General features: G+C 47.9%; 13 protein-coding genes and 1 riboswitch. All 13 genes read left to right on the top strand.

Annotation, left to right across the window (positions count from 1 at the left end; genetic code table 11):
- The first annotated feature begins 363 nt into the window (after window positions 1-363).
- Window positions 364-6,852, top strand: a complete 6,489-nt coding sequence (locus ACO0KW_RS18670) for a putative Ig domain-containing protein (RefSeq protein WP_423054871.1) — start codon at window positions 364-366, stop codon at window positions 6,850-6,852.
- Between the two features lie 190 nt (window positions 6,853-7,042).
- A riboswitch (cobalamin riboswitch) is annotated at window positions 7,043-7,284 on the top strand.
- 345 nt (window positions 7,285-7,629) lie between these two features.
- A complete protein-coding gene (locus tag ACO0KW_RS18665; protein WP_423054870.1) occupies window positions 7,630-9,516 on the top strand; it encodes a TonB-dependent receptor domain-containing protein in 1,887 nt (628 codons plus the stop codon).
- A gap of 5 nt (window positions 9,517-9,521) precedes the next feature.
- Window positions 9,522-10,103: a bifunctional adenosylcobinamide kinase/adenosylcobinamide-phosphate guanylyltransferase gene (locus tag ACO0KW_RS18660; RefSeq protein ID WP_423054869.1), complete on the top strand. Its 582-nt coding sequence runs from the start codon at window positions 9,522-9,524 to the stop codon at window positions 10,101-10,103.
- Between the two features lie 10 nt (window positions 10,104-10,113).
- The gene (locus ACO0KW_RS18655; protein WP_423054868.1) at window positions 10,114-10,989 is read left to right on the top strand and encodes an ABC transporter substrate-binding protein; all 876 of its coding nucleotides are present in this window, start codon (window positions 10,114-10,116) and stop codon (window positions 10,987-10,989) included.
- A gap of 80 nt (window positions 10,990-11,069) precedes the next feature.
- Entirely contained in the window at window positions 11,070-12,107 is a 1,038-nt protein-coding gene (locus ACO0KW_RS18650) for a FecCD family ABC transporter permease (protein WP_423054994.1), read from the top strand.
- A gap of 36 nt (window positions 12,108-12,143) precedes the next feature.
- Window positions 12,144-12,914, top strand: coding sequence for an ABC transporter ATP-binding protein (locus ACO0KW_RS18645; RefSeq protein ID WP_423054867.1), 771 nt, complete (start codon window positions 12,144-12,146; stop codon window positions 12,912-12,914).
- A 38-nt stretch (window positions 12,915-12,952) separates the two neighbouring features.
- On the top strand, window positions 12,953-13,522 hold the full coding sequence (cobO, locus tag ACO0KW_RS18640) for a cob(I)yrinic acid a,c-diamide adenosyltransferase (RefSeq protein ID WP_423054866.1): 570 nt from the start codon (window positions 12,953-12,955) through the stop codon (window positions 13,520-13,522).
- A gap of 15 nt (window positions 13,523-13,537) precedes the next feature.
- Window positions 13,538-14,548 (top strand): adenosylcobinamide-phosphate synthase CbiB, encoded by a 1,011-nt coding sequence (cbiB, locus tag ACO0KW_RS18635; RefSeq protein WP_423054865.1) that lies wholly within the window; start codon window positions 13,538-13,540, stop codon window positions 14,546-14,548.
- Window positions 14,541-15,623, top strand: a complete 1,083-nt coding sequence (locus ACO0KW_RS18630) for an aminotransferase class I/II-fold pyridoxal phosphate-dependent enzyme (protein ID WP_423054864.1) — start codon at window positions 14,541-14,543, stop codon at window positions 15,621-15,623. Before cbiB ends, ACO0KW_RS18630 begins: the two co-directional genes overlap by 8 nt.
- 61 nt (window positions 15,624-15,684) lie before the next feature.
- Complete coding sequence (gene cobT / locus ACO0KW_RS18625) at window positions 15,685-16,731, top strand: nicotinate-nucleotide--dimethylbenzimidazole phosphoribosyltransferase (RefSeq protein ID WP_423054863.1); 1,047 nt, start codon at window positions 15,685-15,687, stop codon at window positions 16,729-16,731.
- A gap of 40 nt (window positions 16,732-16,771) precedes the next feature.
- A complete protein-coding gene (locus tag ACO0KW_RS18620) occupies window positions 16,772-17,584 on the top strand; it encodes an adenosylcobinamide-GDP ribazoletransferase (RefSeq protein WP_423054862.1) in 813 nt (270 codons plus the stop codon).
- A 93-nt stretch (window positions 17,585-17,677) separates the two neighbouring features.
- On the top strand, window positions 17,678-18,280 hold the full coding sequence (locus ACO0KW_RS18615) for a histidine phosphatase family protein (RefSeq protein ID WP_423054861.1): 603 nt from the start codon (window positions 17,678-17,680) through the stop codon (window positions 18,278-18,280).
- An 88-nt stretch (window positions 18,281-18,368) separates the two neighbouring features.
- A complete protein-coding gene (locus ACO0KW_RS18610) occupies window positions 18,369-18,965 on the top strand; it encodes an ACP phosphodiesterase (RefSeq protein ID WP_423054860.1) in 597 nt (198 codons plus the stop codon).
- Window positions 18,966-18,980 lie beyond the last annotated feature (15 nt).

Genomic DNA, 18,980 nt, shown 5'->3' with positions numbered 1-18,980 from the left:
TGATAATTTTCGAACAGGCGTTTTCGTTTACATGCTCCTTGCAACAAAGTTGTTGTTGGATGCACCTTCTTTTGCAAAAGCTTCCTACTTCGCCTTCCAACTTAGTTAAAGTCAACGCCATCGCGCTCGAATTCGGCAATCTTTCGAATACGAATGGGTTGTCTATTCAATTAGACCTGAGTCTGCTTGTTGAGGCTACTCTTTTGCCTGCATTGTCATATAAAAATATGAAAAATACTTGGCTCTTTTGGTTTATTATTTTATATATTTATTGGGCGAATATTAGTCTACGTAAAACTCGAGTTATTTTTACCGGTTTCTCGCGTCTTGAGCAGGCGACGCGATCTTTCATAAGGAAAAAGTATGACCAAGCAACGTTCAGTTGGAACTTCACAAAATGCAGTCATATCAGAGGTGATATTGCAGGAAGATTTAAACGATAGCGTCGTTAATGATGACAGGGGTGCGAGCTTGGAAAGTGATTTGATCTCGATCATGACGACTGGGGTTGAGATGTTGAAATTAGCAAGCAGCGAACGTCTGGCAGCCCAATTTGTCGATACGGTGTCATGGAATGTCGCCAATATGACGGGAACTGAATCTTTCAACCATGGCGCACTTTCTGGTGCACCGGTCAAATCAGGACTAGTTGGTAGCACGGCAGATACTGCTCCAGTGATTACTAACGCGGCGTTTACCGCCTATTACATGGAGAATTCACCAGGAACGATACTCGCACCAGAATTGCAGGTTAGTGACGCAGACGATACAACCTTGATCTCTGTCACGGTACGCATTAGTAGTGGCGCGTTAACGGGAGATCTTTTATCAGCTATAACGGCTGGTACGAACATTACCTCTACTTATGACAGCGTCAATGCAACTTTGCAGTTAACGGGTATAGATTCGCTGGCGCATTATCAGCAGGTGCTTCGCTCTGTAACTTATTCGTCCAATAGTGAAAACCCAACCAATTTTAATCTGAATACCACGCGCACCTTGACATGGCAATTGAACAGCAATGTGGAAGGATTCTCTGGGAGAGCTGACGTCGTGACCGGCGGTTTCCCTCGCTCTGTTGCGCTCAGTGACTTCAATGGCGATGGAAACTTGGATATGGTGGTGGCAAATGAATCCTCCAAATCGGTTTCTATATTGTTAGGAAATGGTAATGGCGGATTTGGTACGAAAACTGATTTTGCTGTGGGAGACGGCCCCGGATTCGTTTGTGTTGGTGATGTTAATGGTGATGGAAAACCCGACGTGGTAGTGGCCAACTACACTTCTAACAATGTATCTGTGATGCTTGGGGACGGTGCCGGGGGACTCGCTAGCAAGACGAATTTCTCTACCGGTAATGGTCCTCGTGCGATCGCCTTGGGTGATTTTAATGGCGATGGTAAGTTGGACATCGTTGCGACCAACTATGAGTCAACTACCGTCGCTGTCTTACTTGGTAATGGCGCTGGTAGTTTCGGCACTAAGACGACCTATACCGTGGGGAATTATCCCTCCGCGATTGCTGTTGCTGATTTCAATGGCGATGGTCGAGACGATATCGCCGCAGTAAACTATTCTGATTACGGGAACGTCGCAATATTACTCGCTAGTAATACGGGTGGTTTTGCAACCAAGACCAGTTTTAAAACGGGTTTTGGTGCCGCTGGCGTTGCTAAGGGCGACTTCAATGGTGACGGTAAGCTCGATCTTGCCGTCACCAATTATCAGGACAAGTCAGTGTCTATATTGCTCGGAGATGGCGCTGGAAGCTTTGGGCCCAAAGCGGATTTCCGGGTTGGAAATTATGTAGGATCTCCCGCAGTTGGGGATTTTAATCGTGACGGAAAATTAGACTTGGCGGTAGGCAACGAAGCTTCCAATCAGGTGTCTGTTCTATTTGGTAGCGGCGCCGGTAGCTTCGGTGGACGAACCGATTTGGTGATGGTTGGAAGTCCTTCGTCCGTCGCGGTGGGTGATCTCAATGGTGACGGGCGCCTAGATATTGCGGCTGCCTCCTACAATGCAAGTAAAGCTTCTGTGCTGCTCAATAGCACCAGTTTGCCAAGTGCTATCCATCAAACTACTATCGTCGTGACCGCGGCCAACGATGCTTCGCTTATTACTGGTGTCGATGTAGGCACGGTTATTGAGGCTGGTGGCGCCACGAATAGCCAGCCTGGTGTACCAATTGCTAGTGGCAATTTGACCTGTTCCGATATTGATAATTCCCCTAATACTTTTCAAGTGGTTTCTGCCGGTAATGTTAGCGCAGAAGAGCATGGGACTTTTACCATGACGGCGGGAGGCGATTGGTCATATTCGCTCAATAATAACGATGCTGCGGTGCAAGCGCTGAGAGTTGGCAGTGCACTTACTGATCATATAACTGTGGCGAGCCTGGACGGCACGCAAAAAGTGGTGACAATCACGATCAAAGGCAGCAACGATGCACCAATAGTTTATTCGCCTCTAGCCGATGTGATTCATGCGCAAAATACGCAATTAGATTTGCCAATAGGGTCGAATACTTTTTTTGATCCTGATCTCGGTGATGCATTGACCTATCAGGTAACACTAGCGAACGGTGCAGCATTGCCTGATTGGTTAACTTTTAACGCTAGCACAATGACGTTGAGTGGTACCCCAGCGAATGGAGATGTGGGGTCTAAGGATATTCAGATTACTGTGTCCGATACAGAAGGAGCATCTGTGTCGGAAGTTTTTACCTTAAGGATAATTAACGTCAATGATTCACCAATGGTAACGCTACCTTTGTCTGACGTGAGTGTTACCGAACATCAAGTATTCAATTTTGTGGTTCCTGCGAATACTTTTTCCGAAGTCGATGTGGGTGATGTGCTTACCTATCATGCTTCACTGCCTAACGGTGATCCATTGCCAGCGTGGTTAAATTTTGACTCGGCGACACGAACCTTCAGAGGCACACCAGGAAACGCCGAGATTGGTACGCTTGATATTATGGTATTCGTAACCGATACCGAAAATGGCTATGCCTCGGACACATTTAGAATTACGTTTAATAGCGTCAATGATTCACCGCTCGCAGTAGGCGCGCTGCCGAACGCGAGCGTGACTGAGGATTCTGCATTTCAGTACGCTGTGCCAGCGAATAGTTTTTCGGATGCGGACATCGGAGACGTATTGTCTTACAGTGCTTCGCTCGCCAACGGCAATCCACTCCCAGCCTGGTTGAGCTTCAATCCGATCGAACATACTTTTTATGGCATACCCGGCAACGAGTCAGTTGGAGTGACTGACATTAGAGTAATTGCGACTGATACATCTGGAGCTGCGGTATCTAGTGTGTTTGCACTGAGAGTGAACAATCTTAATGATTTTCCAGAACTCGTCACGCCTTTGGTCGACGTTGCGGCCAACGAAGATGTGGCATTTAATTTTGTCTTACCTGCGAATGCTTTTGCAGATGTCGACGTCGGCGACAGGCTGACCTACAGCGCTCAGATGGCAAATGGCAGCCCTTTGCCTGCTTGGATTTCGTTTAACCCAACCACGCTTACTTTTACCGGCACTGCATCTAATAGTGAGGTTGGAGAAGTCGCAATTCAGGTCACGGTCAGTGATCAATCAGGCGCCTCTACTTCTGACATATTTAGCATGGTCGTAAATAATGTGAACGATGCGCCGATAGTTTCCTCAGCTCTGCATGACATCATTCTGGACCAGAATAATAATTTTAGTTTGGTTGTTCCAAGCAGTACCTTTATCGATGAAGATTTGGGCGATGTTTTAAGCTACAGTGCAAAACTCGTGAATGGCAATAATTTGCCGACTTGGTTACATTTTTATTCGAATACAAATACATTTAGTGGGACGCCTGGAAATGAGGCTGTAGGGACAAACATCATTCAAGTGACAGCAATCGACAAAGAAGGCGCTTCTGTCACTAGTGTTTTTAATTTAAGCGTGCTCAACGTTAATGATGCACCAACGCTCAACCGGCCACTGGCAGACGTGTCCGCGACAGAACGTGAATCATTGAGTGTTGTCATCCCGCCCAATACTTTTTCAGATGTAGATGTGGTTGATGTACTCACATTCAATGCGATGCTTTCCAATGGTGACCCTTTACCGGCATGGTTGCGTTTTGATGCAAGTACCAAAAGCTTCAACGGCACACCGAACAATGACGATGTTGGAACAATTGATGTATTGGTGTTCGTCACCGATACGGCGAATACACACGCATCAGATATTTTTAGAATCACAGTCAACAATATCAACGATGCACCAACTGTCGCCATAGCAATTGCGGACGCTGTTGTGAATGAAGATGCAAACTTTTCTTATATTGTTTCATCGAATGCTTATTCAGATGTCGATGTCGGCGATACACTTACTTATAGCGCCCAGCTTGCGAATGGCAATGTCTTGCCAGCGTGGTTGAGTTTTAATCCTACAAACAAAACATTTAGTGGTACGCCGGGCAATAATGAAGTTGGCAGCCTTGATGTAAAAGTTATCGCAACGGATATAGCAGGTTCATCGGTGGCAGATATTTTTAATATTCGGGTCAATAATACGAATGATGTGCCGACGCTGATTATTCCATTAGGGGACGCTATCGCAACTGAAGATGCGAGCTTTATCTATGTTGTTCCATCAAATACCTACAACGATGTCGATGCTGGAGATGTACTGACTTATAACGCGCAGCTTGCGAACGGCAACGCTTTACCAACTTGGTTGAATTTCAATCCCACAACCAAAACGTTTAGTGGTACGCCGGGCAATAATGAAGTTGGTAAACTCGATGTAAAAGTCATTGCAACGGATATTGCTGGTTCGTCGGTATCCGACATTTTTGGTATCAAGATCAACAACACCAATGACACACCGATCCTCGTTTCTCCACTATCGGATGTCATTGCGACAGAAGACGCGAGCTTCACATATTCTGTCCCATCAAATGCATACGCAGATATAGATGCTGGCGATACGCTCACTTATAGTGCGCAGCTCGCCAATGGTAATGCACTACCAACATGGTTGAGTTTTATTCCGGCCACCAGAACGTTTAGCGGCACAGCAGGGAACAATGAAGTTGGCCGCTACGATGTAAAAGTGACGGCAACCGACTTCGCAGGTTCATCGGTATCAGACATCTTCAGTATTCAGGTTAACAACACCAACGATGCGCCTAGCCTCGCGATTCCTGTGCCTGATCAGATTGCGAACGTTGGTGGTTTATTTAATTATGCGATTCCTGCAAATACTTTCTTGGATGTGGACGCCGGTGACGCTCTGACCTATAGCGCGACACTCTCAGATGGTAAGCCTTTGCCAGCGTGGTTGAATTTTAATGCGACGACGGGTACTTTGAGCGGAACACCTTTGTCCTCAGATGCCGGTAGCCTCAGTGTCAAAATTAAAGCGGCTGACAAAGCGGGTGCAATTGCGACGGATAGTTTTGCAGTGACGGTGTTGTTTTCTGTTATCAATGGTTCAAGTGGGATCGATAATTTGCTAGGTAGCAATGCTGATGATCAAATCAACGGACTGGCTGGGAACGATAAACTTTCAGGATTGGATGGCAACGATACTTTGAATGGTGGTGCGGGTGTAGATGAAATGCGAGGCGGCAAAGGGGACGATATTTATATCGTCGATAATATCAGCGATGTGATTATCGAAAACGTGAATGAAGGTGCTGATTCGATTCAAACCACAGTAACTTACACCATGCCTGCTAACGTGGAAAAACTCATTTTGATGGATACTGCGGCAATCAATGCTAATGGTAATTCTGCAGATAATATTCTTATCGGAAATTCGGGCGTTAATACACTTACCGGTGGTGCAGGTAATGACTTTTTGGACGGTGCCGCAGGTTCGGATAAGCTCTATGGTGGTACGGGCAACGATACCTATGTGATAGATAATATCGGCGATCTCATTAGTGAGAATACTGGCGAAGGCTTGGATGTCGTGAATTCTTCAATCAGTTATACCTTGACCAATAATGTTGAAGTGTTGTTGCTGACAGGTAGTTTGACGACAAATGGCACGGGAAACGCTAGTCAGAATCTATTGATCGGAAATAGTGCTAATAATGTTTTGAATGGCGGGACTAGCAACGATTTGATGCAAGGTGCTGCTGGCGACGATACCTTAACTGATACCTCCGGTAATAATCTCTTTGATGGCGGCTTGGGCAATGATGTATTGACGGGCGGTACTGGTAAGGATTTGTTTATTGGTGGTCGGGGTAACGACACCATAAATACTAGCAGCGGTGCTGATGTGATCGTATTTAATCGTGGTGACGGGAAGGACATTATTAATGCCAGCACTGGCAAAGATAATACGATTTCATTGGGGCATGGAATTAAATACGCAGATTTGTTTTTCATGAAGAGTGTGAATGACTTGATCCTGCAGACAGGCACTGGTGAGCAGGTAACATTGAAGGATTGGTACCTCAGCATCAATAATCACAGCGTTGCAAAATTGCAGATTGTAATTGAGGGAACGAGTGATTACGTCAGCACATCAAACAATGTGTTGAATAATCATAAGATAGAGTTGTTCAATTTTGATGGATTGGTGACGGCTTTTGATCAGGCGCGGGCGGCTACGCCTGGTATGTCATCGTGGGCTCTATCGAATTCCCTATTGAATTTTTACACGAGTGGCAGTGATACCTCTGCTATCGGCGGTGATTTAACTTATCAATATGCGATGAACGGCAATTTATCAAATATAGCGATGAATCCCGCTTTGGTTTTACTCACGGGTACTGCATTTGGCGTCAATGGTCAAAATTTACAGCTCACATCAGCATTGATAGATGGATCACCAATCCTAGTGTAATTTATTGAGGGAAGTTTGGAGAAATCGGGTAGCTTGCTGCCCGATTTTTTTTGCGAAAAGTTAGTGAAGTAATGTGATTTTACGCGATTCTTGCGCGTCTTCTTTGATTGCTGAAAATCAAGAGAAAACTAAAATTCAATGATGTATTCTTCTTTTTGCTAACAGCGAGGTGTTATGAAACCGATTAAACTGTTAAAATAATCATGTTGGTGCTCGTGAGATGGTTCACATCTCGCAGTTCAACGGGAAGCAGGAGGTATTTTGCTCAGACAAAATTGCCCACCTGCGCTGCCCCCGCAACGGTCAAGCGGACGAGTCTTCACCGACTCCGCTTCTGTCACACAAGCCACTGGTCGCCTTGAACAAGCGACTGGGAAGGCGACAGAGGTAGTCTCCGCCAGCCCGGATACCGGCCAACGAGGTTGCATTACATTGCGCGCTTTAGCTCAAACGTAGTGCGTTGTTGCTTTCAGGCTGTCGGGGATGACAGGGAAAGCTGATCAAAATCTTTTGTTTCAATTCTTAACTTAGTTTTGTTGGCTGTGCTTATGCTAATCCTATTGTGCCCTTCATATCGGCTTGGGATGCGAGTATTCGCTTAACGCTTTTGAAGTGCATTTTGAAAATGCGCTTTGAAAACGCGCTATGAATAGCATGCTTTAAACAACATTCGCGTTGTTTAGAGTGAGCCTGCGCGCCTGTTTTAGTCAGCTATCTTGCTGGCAAACTGAGTCTAAAGAAACAGAAGATTTTTCTTTCGTAATTTTTGCAAAAATAATGAAAAAATCTGTTCTACACGCACGTGTTGTCGCCCTTGGTTTGACTGCATCAACTAGCTTACTTACACAACTTGCACAGACCGCACAAGCGCAAACACAAACTTCTATGGCTTTGCAAGACGTGGTGATTACCGCCAATCGGCTACCGACTAAAATCACCGATGTACTTGCTGATGTCACGGTGATTGATCGCAGCGAACTTGATTTGGTCGGCCAGGGTTCCTTGATGGATGTGTTGGCGACTCTACCTGGTGTGCAAATTTCTCGCAATGGTAGCTATCGTTCATCCAGTGGGGCGTTTCTGCGCGGGGCGAGCTCGTCACAAACCGTGATCTTGGTGGATGGCGTGCGCATAGGATCTGCTACCTCAGGCACACCCGCCTTAGAAAATCTTCCCTTGGAAAGAATTGAACGTATCGAAGTTTTGCGTGGTGCTGCATCTGCGCTGTATGGTTCGGATGCAGTCGGCGGTGTGATACAGATTTTTACGCGTGATGTCGAAAACAAACCTGTATTCAGCGCCAACGCTGGTATTGGTGGCGCAGGACAAAAACAGTTAGGTTTAGCTTTGCGAGGACGTGCTGGTGATCTTGGTTACAGCTTGGGTTGGTCGCGTGAAAAAGCTGATGGTATTTCGGTAGTTGAAAATTCTTTAGCTGCTTCATTTAATGCTGATCGTGATGGCTTTAGTGCGACCAGCGTTGATGCCAAGTTGCGCTATACCATTCATCCACAACACCAATTGCAAGTTAGTGCATTGCATAGCGATACTGATTATCAGTTCGACGGCTCGGCGTCCCCGAATCCGTTGAAATTGAATAAAACGAATACTGATGCGCGTGCGTATTCGACGTTGAACAATCTGTCGCTTAGTTGGCAAGCGCAATTCTTGCCAATCTGGACGTCCACGTTGACCGCGGGCGTGGCAGAAGATCAGTCTGTGAGTAAATATTTGCGCACGACGGACGGCGCGTTTGGCGGCAGCAATAAGTTCAACACGCGTCGTGATCAAGCCAGTTGGCAGAATGAGGTGAGTGTCGGCAAAGATGTTTTGTCGATACTGTTGGAACAGCGTCGTGATGAAGTGGATAGCAGTACCAACTATGCGGTAAGAGCGCGCGATATCAGCGCCGCATTAGTATCGTATGCATTGCGTGCAGATGATTGGAGCGCTTTGGCTATATTGCGCCATGATAAGAATTCTCAGTTCGGTGGCTTCACCAACTGGTCAATGTCTGCAGCTTATTTCCTCACACCAACCTGGCGCGCTGTGGCGAGCTCGGGCACAAGCTTTCAGGCACCTAGCTTTAATCAATTGTATTTCCCCGGCTTTGGCAATCCTGCGTTAACACCGCAGCAAAATCGTTCAAATGAAATTGGTCTGAAATATCGCCAAGATGTTTGGCATGCGGAAGCCACCGTGTATCAGAATGATGTTCGTGGGTTTATTAATCCATCGAATAACGTACAAAGTGCATTGGCGATTTTACGCGGCGTCACCTTAAGTACGGGCTGGAAGTTGGGTGCCGATCAACTCAGTGTTTCGTATGATTATGCTGACCCGCGCACCAAACCGAACAATTTACGTTTGTTGCGGATCGCCCGGCATGTCTTGAATTTACGTGCGCAGCATCAATGGCATGAAATGTCATTTTTCAGTGAATTGAAATATTCCAGTGACCGCGAAGACAATAATCAGAGTTTTAGTGGGCGCGATACGTTAGCAGCGTATAGCTTGTTGAATGTCGGTGCGAACTGGCAACTCAGCCCTCAGTTGGCAGTCTTAGTCCGTATCAATAATCTGACCGATAAACACTATGTCTTGGCGAATACTTATTCAACGCCAGGCCGCAATGCCTTTGCTTCTTTATCTTGGAAATATTGAAAATTATGCCGACTTCCATCGCGATTGCGCCTAGCGAATTGATATTAGGTGGCCAAAAGAGCGGTAAATCGGCAAGGGCGGAAATGTTGGCTGCTCATTGGCTACAAACCAGCGAACAGCATCAGGCCTTGTTTATTGCTACCGCACAGGCTTGGGATACCGAGATGCAAGTGCGGATTGCGCGCCATCAAGCTGACCGTGCGTTGCGCTTGCCGCAGATGCGCACGGTTGAAGAACCGCGTGCGATTGCCGAGGTAATCCGACAGCACAGTAAGCCTGAAACATTGATTGTGCTCGATTGCATCACGCTATGGCTTACAAACTGCATGATGCCTGTCGATCATGCAGCTCTAAGTGGTGAGGAATTAGATGCGGTAATGATGGATTTATTGACCGCATTACAAAGTGCACCGGGCCCGATCGTGTTAGTGAGTAATGAAATTGGGCTCGGCGTGATTCCCCTTGGTGTCGACGTCCGCACCTATGTGGACCAACTTGGCAAGTTTAATCAGGTACTCGCGGCGCAGGTGGCTCGAGTTTGTTGGATGCTTGCGGGCTTGTCCGTGATAGTAAAAGAGTCGGTGTGAAAGGAAAACTATGAAAATTTCTTGGGTTTATCGCGTCACAATTTACGTTCTTTGGACATTGTGCTCCGTTGCAAATGCAGCGTTGGCGATCGAGATTACCGACGATAGAAACGTCAGTGTGCAGTTCAAGCAGACGCCAATGCGTATCGTCAGTGTGTTGCCTTCATTGACTGAATCCGTCTGTGCCTTGGGGCATTGCCAGCGCTTGGTTGGTGTTGATCGGTATTCAAATTTTCCGACAAGTCTCGCAAGCTTGCCGCGCGTGGGTGGCAGTCTTGATCCGAGCATTGAAGCGATCGCTGCTTTGAAACCCGATGTCGTGCTGATGTCAGTGGCGTGTCGCGCCGCTGAGCGTTTGCAGGCCCTTGGCATTAAAGTGTTGGCGATGGAGCCTAAAAATCAAGCTGATGTCCATCGTATTTTATTGAAGTTGGGGCAGCTCTTGGAAGTGAATTCGGTCGAGACGATTTGGCAAGAAATGAATAGTGGCATCGATGCAGCAGCAAAGAGTTTGCCCGCATCTGTTAAAAAAATGCGCGTGTATTTTGAAGTGAGTAATGCTCCCTATGCCGCGGGAGAAAGTAGTTTTATCGGCGAAACTTTGCAACGCTTAGGTGCAGGTAATATCGTGTCTGCCTCCTTAGGACCATTTCCTAAGCTGAATCCGGAATTTATTGTGCGCGCTAATCCGGATGTGATCATGATTAGCGAACGGGGATTCGCCGCATTAGCCGCACGTCCAGGCTGGAATGCGATACGTGCGTTACGTGAAAATCGTGTGTGTGTTTACACTTCCGCAGAATCGGATGTTTTGGTACGTCCGGGGCCACGGATGGCAGACGCCGCATGGATTATGGCGAAGTGTTTGAAGAGCAAAGCATCATGATGATGGCGAGTCGCGTCTTGCCTCCCATTGGTGCCGTCGTGTGCCCTGCAGAGAGCACCGTAGAGAGCATTGTAGTCGGGATGATAGAGCCGAATGATAGTGTCATCGCAGTCCCCCAGCAGCGTGGAAAACTCTTGTTTGCGGTGATAATTTTGCTGTGTTTGAGCACTGGCTTACTGTTGCTAGGTTTAGGTGTCGGTAGTAATGGCTGGGAAAGTCTGACATCGATGTGGCAGCAATCATTAGCGATACAAATTGTCTGGGATATTCGCCTGCCCAGAACGCTAGGTGCATGGGCGGCTGGTGCTTTGCTGGGCTTATCGGGCGCTGTGGCGCAGGGCTTATTTCGTAATCCTTTGGCCGATCCCTATTTACTGGGCAGCGCTTCTGGCGCGGCGCTCGGTGTTTCTACGGCCTTGGTCTTATTTGGCGGTTCTCCATTTGCGACTGCGTGGATCGTAAGGATGGGTTTGACAGGAGCAGCCTTCGCGGGGGCGGTGCTAGCGGTATTTCTCACGCTGTTATTGGCGCGCGGCGTGCAGCATAGTTTGCGTTTGTTGTTGGCAGGTGTGATTGTTGGTGTCGTGTTGGGGGCGATCGGTTCTCTGGTAACAATGTTGCGGCCCGATATTGTGCAATCTATGCAGGCATTCATGCTCGGTAGCTCGGGCTATGTAGGATGGTCGGGTTGCGGATTGATGCTCGCAGTATGGCTGATTTGTCTGGTGGGCAGTGTGGCTTTGAGCCAGGTTTTGGATGGCTTATCTTTGGGCGAAGCGACTGCTGCTAGCTTGGGTTTGCCCTTGACGCAGATGCGTCTGGCCTTGGTCGTGATCATCGCTTTAAGCGCTGGCACGGCTGTCGCCCAGACGGGTTTGATTGTCTTCGTGGGTTTGGCTGCGCCGCATTTGGTGCGCTCAATCTTAAAAACTACGCATGCAGGTTTAATCATGTTGTCCAGTCTGGCTGGTGGTGCCTTGCTCAGTGCAGCAGATATTCTGAGCCGCTGGATGATCGCTCCGCAAGAATTGCCCGTCGGTGTGGTGACTGCGATTTTGGGCGGTGCTTATCTGCTGCGCTTGATGCATAAGCAAAGACGGTATAGCGAACATGCTTAGCAAACTCAATATGACATACCGGAAAAGGCACGGTCAATGAGTGCAAAGTCTATTGCAATCCATGCAGAAAGCGTGAGTGCCGAGTTGAATGGTAACGCGATTTTGTGTGAAGTCAGTGCCCAGATTCCGCGTGGCGCCTGGACCAGCATCGTTGGTCCGAACGGCGCGGGCAAATCCAGTTTACTCAAAGCATTGGCGGGATTGTTAGAACATCGCGGCAGCATCCATTTGTTGGGGCAATTGGCAAATACTATTCCACGACGCGAACGCGCTCGCTGTCTGTCATGGTTGGGACAAAGCCAGACCACGCCTGAAGACTTACGTGTGTGGGATGTCGTCATGCTAGGACGTTTACCGCATCAAGCTTGGCTCGCCGCGCCAGACGCAAAAGACCATGCTGCAGTCGAACGGGCACTGCATGCGACGCAGGCTTGGGAGTGGCGTGAACGGAGTTTAGGTCAATTATCTGGTGGCGAACGTCAACGCGTTTTACTGGCACGTGCTTTGGCAGTGGAGGCAGATATTTTTCTGATGGATGAACCCTTAGCTAATCTTGATCCGCCGCATCAGGCGGATTGGATGAGTTTGGTCAGGCAATTGGTTGTACAGGGAAAAACCGTGATCAGCGTATTGCATGAAATCTCGTTTGCTTTACAAGCTGATTATCTGCTGATCATGCAACAAGGCCAGCTGTATCATCAAGGCGCATGTGATGAGGTCAGCAGTCATCAGGCGCTGCGCGAAGTGTTTGATCACCGGATTGCGATTCATACGGTGCAAGGGCAGTGGATAGCATTGCCGCAGTAATAAAATTCAAATTTAAAACTAAAGAGGGAAACGACATCATGCAAATAGAAACGCCACCAGCAGAAAAACCATATGACAAACCACAAGGCGAGCGACGCGGTTTGATTATCGTAAATACAGGGGATGGTAAAGGTAAGAGTACCGCTGCTTTTGGCTTGGCATTACGGGCGCATGGACGAGGCAAATCGGTGAAGATTTTTCAATTCATGAAAGTACCGACGGCGCGTTTTGGCGAACATCGCATGTTTGAGCAATTGGGATTGGTGGTTGAAGGCTTAGGCGATGGTTTTAGTTGGAAAAGTCATGATCTAGATCATTCGGCGCAGTTAGCTCGTGATGGTTGGCAGAAAGCCAAGGCAGCAATCTTGAGTGGCGATTATTTTATGGTGACTTTGGATGAAATTACCTATCCCTTAATTTATGGCTGGTTACCGCTGGAAGATGTATTGGAAACTTTACGTGCCCGTCCGGTCGACGTGCACGTCGTTTTGACTGGACGTCGCGCACCACCTGAATTGATTGAACTGGCGGACACTGTGACCGAAATGACGCTGATCAAGCATGCATTTCGTGCAGGCATTCCGGCACAGCGTGGCATCGAAGATTAAGTTCAGAAAAACAGCATGCTGCTTGACTTCATTCTTCCCATTCCTCAACTGTGCCTGATCTTGGTGCAGGCAATCTTACTCAGTCTGATCGTGGATCAGATGCTGGGCGAACCCGTTGCCATCCTGCATCCGGTGGTGTGGATGGGACATTACTTGCATCGATGTGGGCTAATCCTGGCGCCGAAGGCGGAACAAACGACTCAGCGACCAACGATTAATTTTATCGCTGGCGCAATCGCGATTTTGCTACCAATGTTGCTACTGAGCTGGCTGGCTTGGTCTTTGCAGAAAACGATGAGTATGCTTGCTTGGTATTGGCAAGGTTTGATACTTGGCTGCCTGTTAAAACCTTGTTTGAGCTGGCGCATGTTGCGCGATGAGGTGAGGGCAGTAGAGACAGCGTTGCAGTCTTCTCTGGATGCGGGCAGAAATCAACTCGCGCGCTTAGTCAGTCGCGACGTGCGATGTTTAGAGGCGCATCAAGTACGCGAAAGTGCCATTGAAACTTTGGCTGAGAACTTGAATGATTCAGTGATTTCGCCCTTGTTGTGGTTTGTCTTGCTCGGTTTGCCAGGCGCGCTCATGTATCGCTTTGCAAATACGGCAGATGCAATGTGGGGCTATCGTGGTGAACGTGGTGGTCGTATATGGACCTGGGTTGGTAAATGTGCAGCACGTACAGACGATGTTTTGTCTTGGCCCGGTGCGCGTCTTACGTCACTGTTGATGTATGCGGTGGTCTGGCGTTGCCCTGATCGGCGTTTATTCAAAGAGGCTTGTGCAACAACTTCACCGAATGGCGGTTGGCCTATGGGTGCAATGGCCCTGTTATTGGATGTGCGTCTAAGCAAGCCTAATGTGTATGTACTGCATACCAATGGTGTGCAAGTTGAATCACATCATACAGAGCGGGCATTGGAAATTTGCCAGCGTACCGTGTGGCTGATTGCATTTGTTTGTGTTTGTGCTTGGCTTTGGATTTTTGTGTTGAACTTTGCAAAGACATTTGGTGCGCAAGATGTTTGATAGCGCATCGACGATGAATGCCCATCCTGCAAAGGTTCGGCGCATACATGGTGGTACCGATACTCACGGTAAACCACTGTTTGATTTTTCGACGAATAGCAATGCGCTAGGTCCATGCCCACCTGCTATGCGGATGATCCGAAACGCGGATTGTTCTGGCTATCCCGATCCAGAATATCAAGCCTTACGTGAATCTTTAGGTAGATGGCATGGAGTAGCGCCGCAAAGGATTTTAATTGCTGCTAGTGCCAGTGAATTTATTTATCGTATGTCGATTGCGTTTGCGATGCGGACAACACAAAATCGCAAGCAAGTTGATCAACAAGATCATTCTAAAACCGTGTGGATTCCACCGCATAGTTACGGTGATTATGCCTTAGCTGCACGCGCCGCTGGCTTGGGTTTTAGTGACGAATTTAGTGCCGCTGGCTTGATCTGGACTTGTGAGCCCGGCAGCCCCTTGGGGCAAAATCAAGCGGGTTTGACACAAATGTTGAATGCCTTGCCTGCGACCAGTCAATTAGTGCTCGATTGCGCCTACCAGCCATTGCGTTTGTCGAGCCAAGCTAGTGTCAGTGCCGAGCATTTGGCACGTTGCTGGCAAATGTTTACGCCAAATAAAGCGTTGGGTTTGACTGGGATACGCGGCGCTTATGTCGTTGCGCCACTGGATGCTGATGAATGGCAACAGACCTTGGAGCAATTAGCGCCATCTTGGGTATTGGGTGTACATGCAGTTGCGATGTTATCGAGCTGGAGTAGTGCACCAGTACAGGAATGGCTGAGTAATAGTTTAAGTAGCTTGCGTGATTGGAAGCGTAGACAGATAGCGATTTGCCAGGATCTGGGTTGGCAAGTTATTCCCAGTCATGCGAACTTTTTCTGTGCCATGCCGACGGAGTTGTTACAAGAAAATCGCAGAGATTTTTTGCATGACTTGCGCAATCGCGGTATTAAATTACGCCATGCTGAATCGTTTGGCTTACCGGCTTGTTTTCGGCTAGGCGTATTAAACCCACAGGCGCAAGATGCCTTACAGCGCGCGGTCCAAGAATTTTCTCCACGGTTTTTCTAATCGCATTGAATTTCATAATGAATTTCTAACTATCACCCCAGTTTCACCGAAAGGACACAATATGAGCGCGGTACATGAGAATAACTATCCTATGGACGATCTTGAACATGCTGGCTTACGACAAAGTTTGCAGCACAAAATAGACAACAAGACTAAACCGCTGGGCTCTTTGGGCCGGCTCGAAAAATTGGCTGTTCAGTTGGGCCTGATTTTAAAATCGGAGACACCTCGTTTGCAGCATCCACAAATGCTGGTATGCGCTGCAGATCATGGCATCGTGGCGCGTGGGGTATCGGCTTTTCCTAGCGATGTGACTTGGCAAATGGTGGCGAATTTTTTGGCTGGGGGGGCGGCGGTCAGCGTACTCGCGCGCCAACATGGTATTGCTTTGCATGTGATTGATTGTGGCGTCAAGCATGAATTTGCTGATATACCGGGTTTGATCAAACGTAAAGTTGCCCACGGCACGGCAGATTCTGTTACGCAACCTGCCATGAGCGACGCACAGTGTCAAAGAGCAATCAACAATGGTCGTGAAGTAGTCAGGTCTTTACCTGGTAACGCCGTACTCATCGGTGAGATGGGAATAGGAAATACCTCGTCCGCCGCATTGTTGTTAGCACGATTGGGTGACCTTGATATCGCCGATTGTACAGGTGCTGGCACCGGTCTTGATCATTTTGCAGTGGCACGCAAAGTCGAGACCTTGAGGCTGGCGTTAAAGCAACACGCGGGTGTCAACGATCCTCTTGAAGTGTTGGCATGCCTTGGTGGTTTTGAAATTGCAACCATGGTCGGCATCGTTTTGCAGGCGGCTAGTGAGAATCGCGTAATTATCGTCGATGGATTCATTGCTAGCGCTGCAGTGTTGGTTGCTAGCATGTTGGCACCTAAAGTCAAACAGCGTTGCGTGTTCGCCCACTGCTCTGCTGAGAGCGGACATCGCTTGATGCTAGATCAGTTGCGAGTGCATGCGCTGCTAGATCTAGGCTTGCGTCTGGGCGAAGGTTCTGGCGCTGCTTTGGCGTGGCCGCTGGTGCAATCAGCTAGCGATATTTTGTGTGATATGGCGAGCTTTGAAAGCGCGGGTGTTGCGCGTCGTGATTAAGGCAAACGAAGTCAGAAAATATCAAACTAGAAGAGATAATATGTTAAACCCCCTCCGTCATTATCTGTTGGCACTGCAATTTTTTACGCGCATTCCTGTCACGGGAAAGCTAGCGGTGTGGGTTGGCTATAGCCCTGAATTATTGCGTGCCAGCGCTGCGCATTTTCCAGGGATAGGTTACTTGGTTGGGGCGTGTGCGGCATTTTGTTTTTGGCTGACTGTTCAATTGTTGCCGATCCATAACGCAAGCAGTTTGATTGCCGCTGTGCTTAGTACCGTGATGACTGCGATGTTGACTGGAGCCTTTCATGAAGATGGTCTGGCAGACTTGGCGGATGGTTTGGGTGGGCATGTTAGTCGTGAAAAATCTCTAGAGATCATGAAAGATTCACGCATCGGCAGTTACGGAGCGATCGCTTTAATACTCGCGTTGATCTCCAAACTGGCACTGCTGAATTTGTTCGGGCAATTAAGTTTACCCAGTACCTTGATGGCGATATTTCTTGCTCATGTGGTGTCGCGTTGCATGCCCCTATTCATCATTCGATTCTTGCCGCATGTCGGTGATTCACCGCAATCTAAATCAAAACCTTTGGCCGATGCCATTAGCACGTCTGCGTTATGCTTTGCACTTGTCTGGTGTCTGTGTGCCTTTGCCTTAGTAGCGTGTTTTCATCCTGCCTGGAGTTGGTTGGGCGGATTGGTTGGTAGCTTGTTGGCATTGATTTGGATGCTGAATTTTTTGAAGCGACGTTTAGGTGGATTTACCGGTGATGCCCTCGGTGCTACCCAACAGCTGAGTGAAATTGCCTTCTATCTCGGGGTGCTATTTGCCTGGGGCTTTAATACTTAATATTTAATACTTAATATTCAATACCTAATATTCAATACTTCGTGCTTAGTACTTAACACCCAAGTCTTTATACGTGATGCAAAGGCAAGACCGATGACAAGTAAACTGTGGCTGGTGCGTCATGCACGACCAGAGGTGAATGAGGGAATATGCTATGGCCAAACTGACCTGGCGGCGGAGGGTCACGCAAATCACCTCGCCGCGATTCATTTAGCGGAGGCGTTAAATATTCAAAGTAACACGCGTTTTTTGGTCTATACCTCGGGTTTGCTAAGAACCCGACAATTGGCGCACGCACTGCAAGACTTAGTGCCAGATCTGAATATTCAGCAGGATTTACGTTTAAAGGAAATGCACTTTGGTCGTTGGGAAATGCAGGCTTGGAGTGACATCCCGAAGGAGCAAATTGATGCTTGGATTGATGATTTTGCGCAACATCGTTTCGGCGGTATAGAAAGCTGTCAGGATGTGCTGACTCGTGTGATTGCAGCTTATCAAGACATGCTGACTGTGTTGCGATTCAGTGCACAGTACGACAAGCAATGTCAAATCATCTGGATCACGCATGCCGGTGTGATTCGTGCTCTAAGTTACTATCTCGCTACAGGTAAGTCGACGATTACGCATGTCAATCAATGGCCGAAATCAGCACCGGGTTTTGGCGAATGGATACAATGTGCAATTGACATACATTAAGTCCCGACGCCAGCGTTTCGCTACAAAGCGTGAATAAAGATCAATCGCCATCGATGGAGATTGATAGTGAATAAGGCCGGTAAACACGATGAACTATTTAGCCCACATATATTTGGCGCGCCACAGCCACGACGCGATGCTCGGCGCTTTGTTGGGCGATTTTGTTAAAATGGACGGCGCATCGCAGTATCAATCTGAGATCGCACGGGAGATTTTGCTGCATCGTAAAATTGACAGCTACACCGACCAACATGCCATCACACAGCAAGCGCGCAGTTTGTTTGCCTCATCTCGTCGCCGCTATGCCGGTATCGCTTTAGATATTTTTTACGACCATTTGCTCGCACAGCATTGGCAGCACTATTCAGAGCAAAATTTACAGATATTCATTCAAGAGTTTTATCGTGAATTGCTAACACGCAGCACTTTATTTCCAAGTAATCTGGCGTACGCCGCGCCGCGCATGGTGGTACAAGATTGGCTGGGATCTTATACGGAGTTTGATGGCGTCAAGCTGGCGATTGATCGGGTCTCTACACGCTTATCGCGCAATGGCCATTTGTTGCGCGAAACTATCACCGATCTGCAACAAAATTACGATGAATTAAATCAAGGCTTCTTAAGCTTCTTTCCAGATTTGCAAAATTTTGTGACAGGGCAGCGCGCTGAATTGATCAGTCTCTGACAAACGAAGAAGCGA

Origin of the sequence: Undibacterium sp. Ji22W, assembly GCF_049340305.1 — a bacterium.
GTDB lineage: Bacteria > Pseudomonadota > Gammaproteobacteria > Burkholderiales > Burkholderiaceae_D > Undibacterium.
Note: the sequence above shows the minus strand (reverse complement) of the source record. Positions and strands in the feature narration are given on the sequence as shown.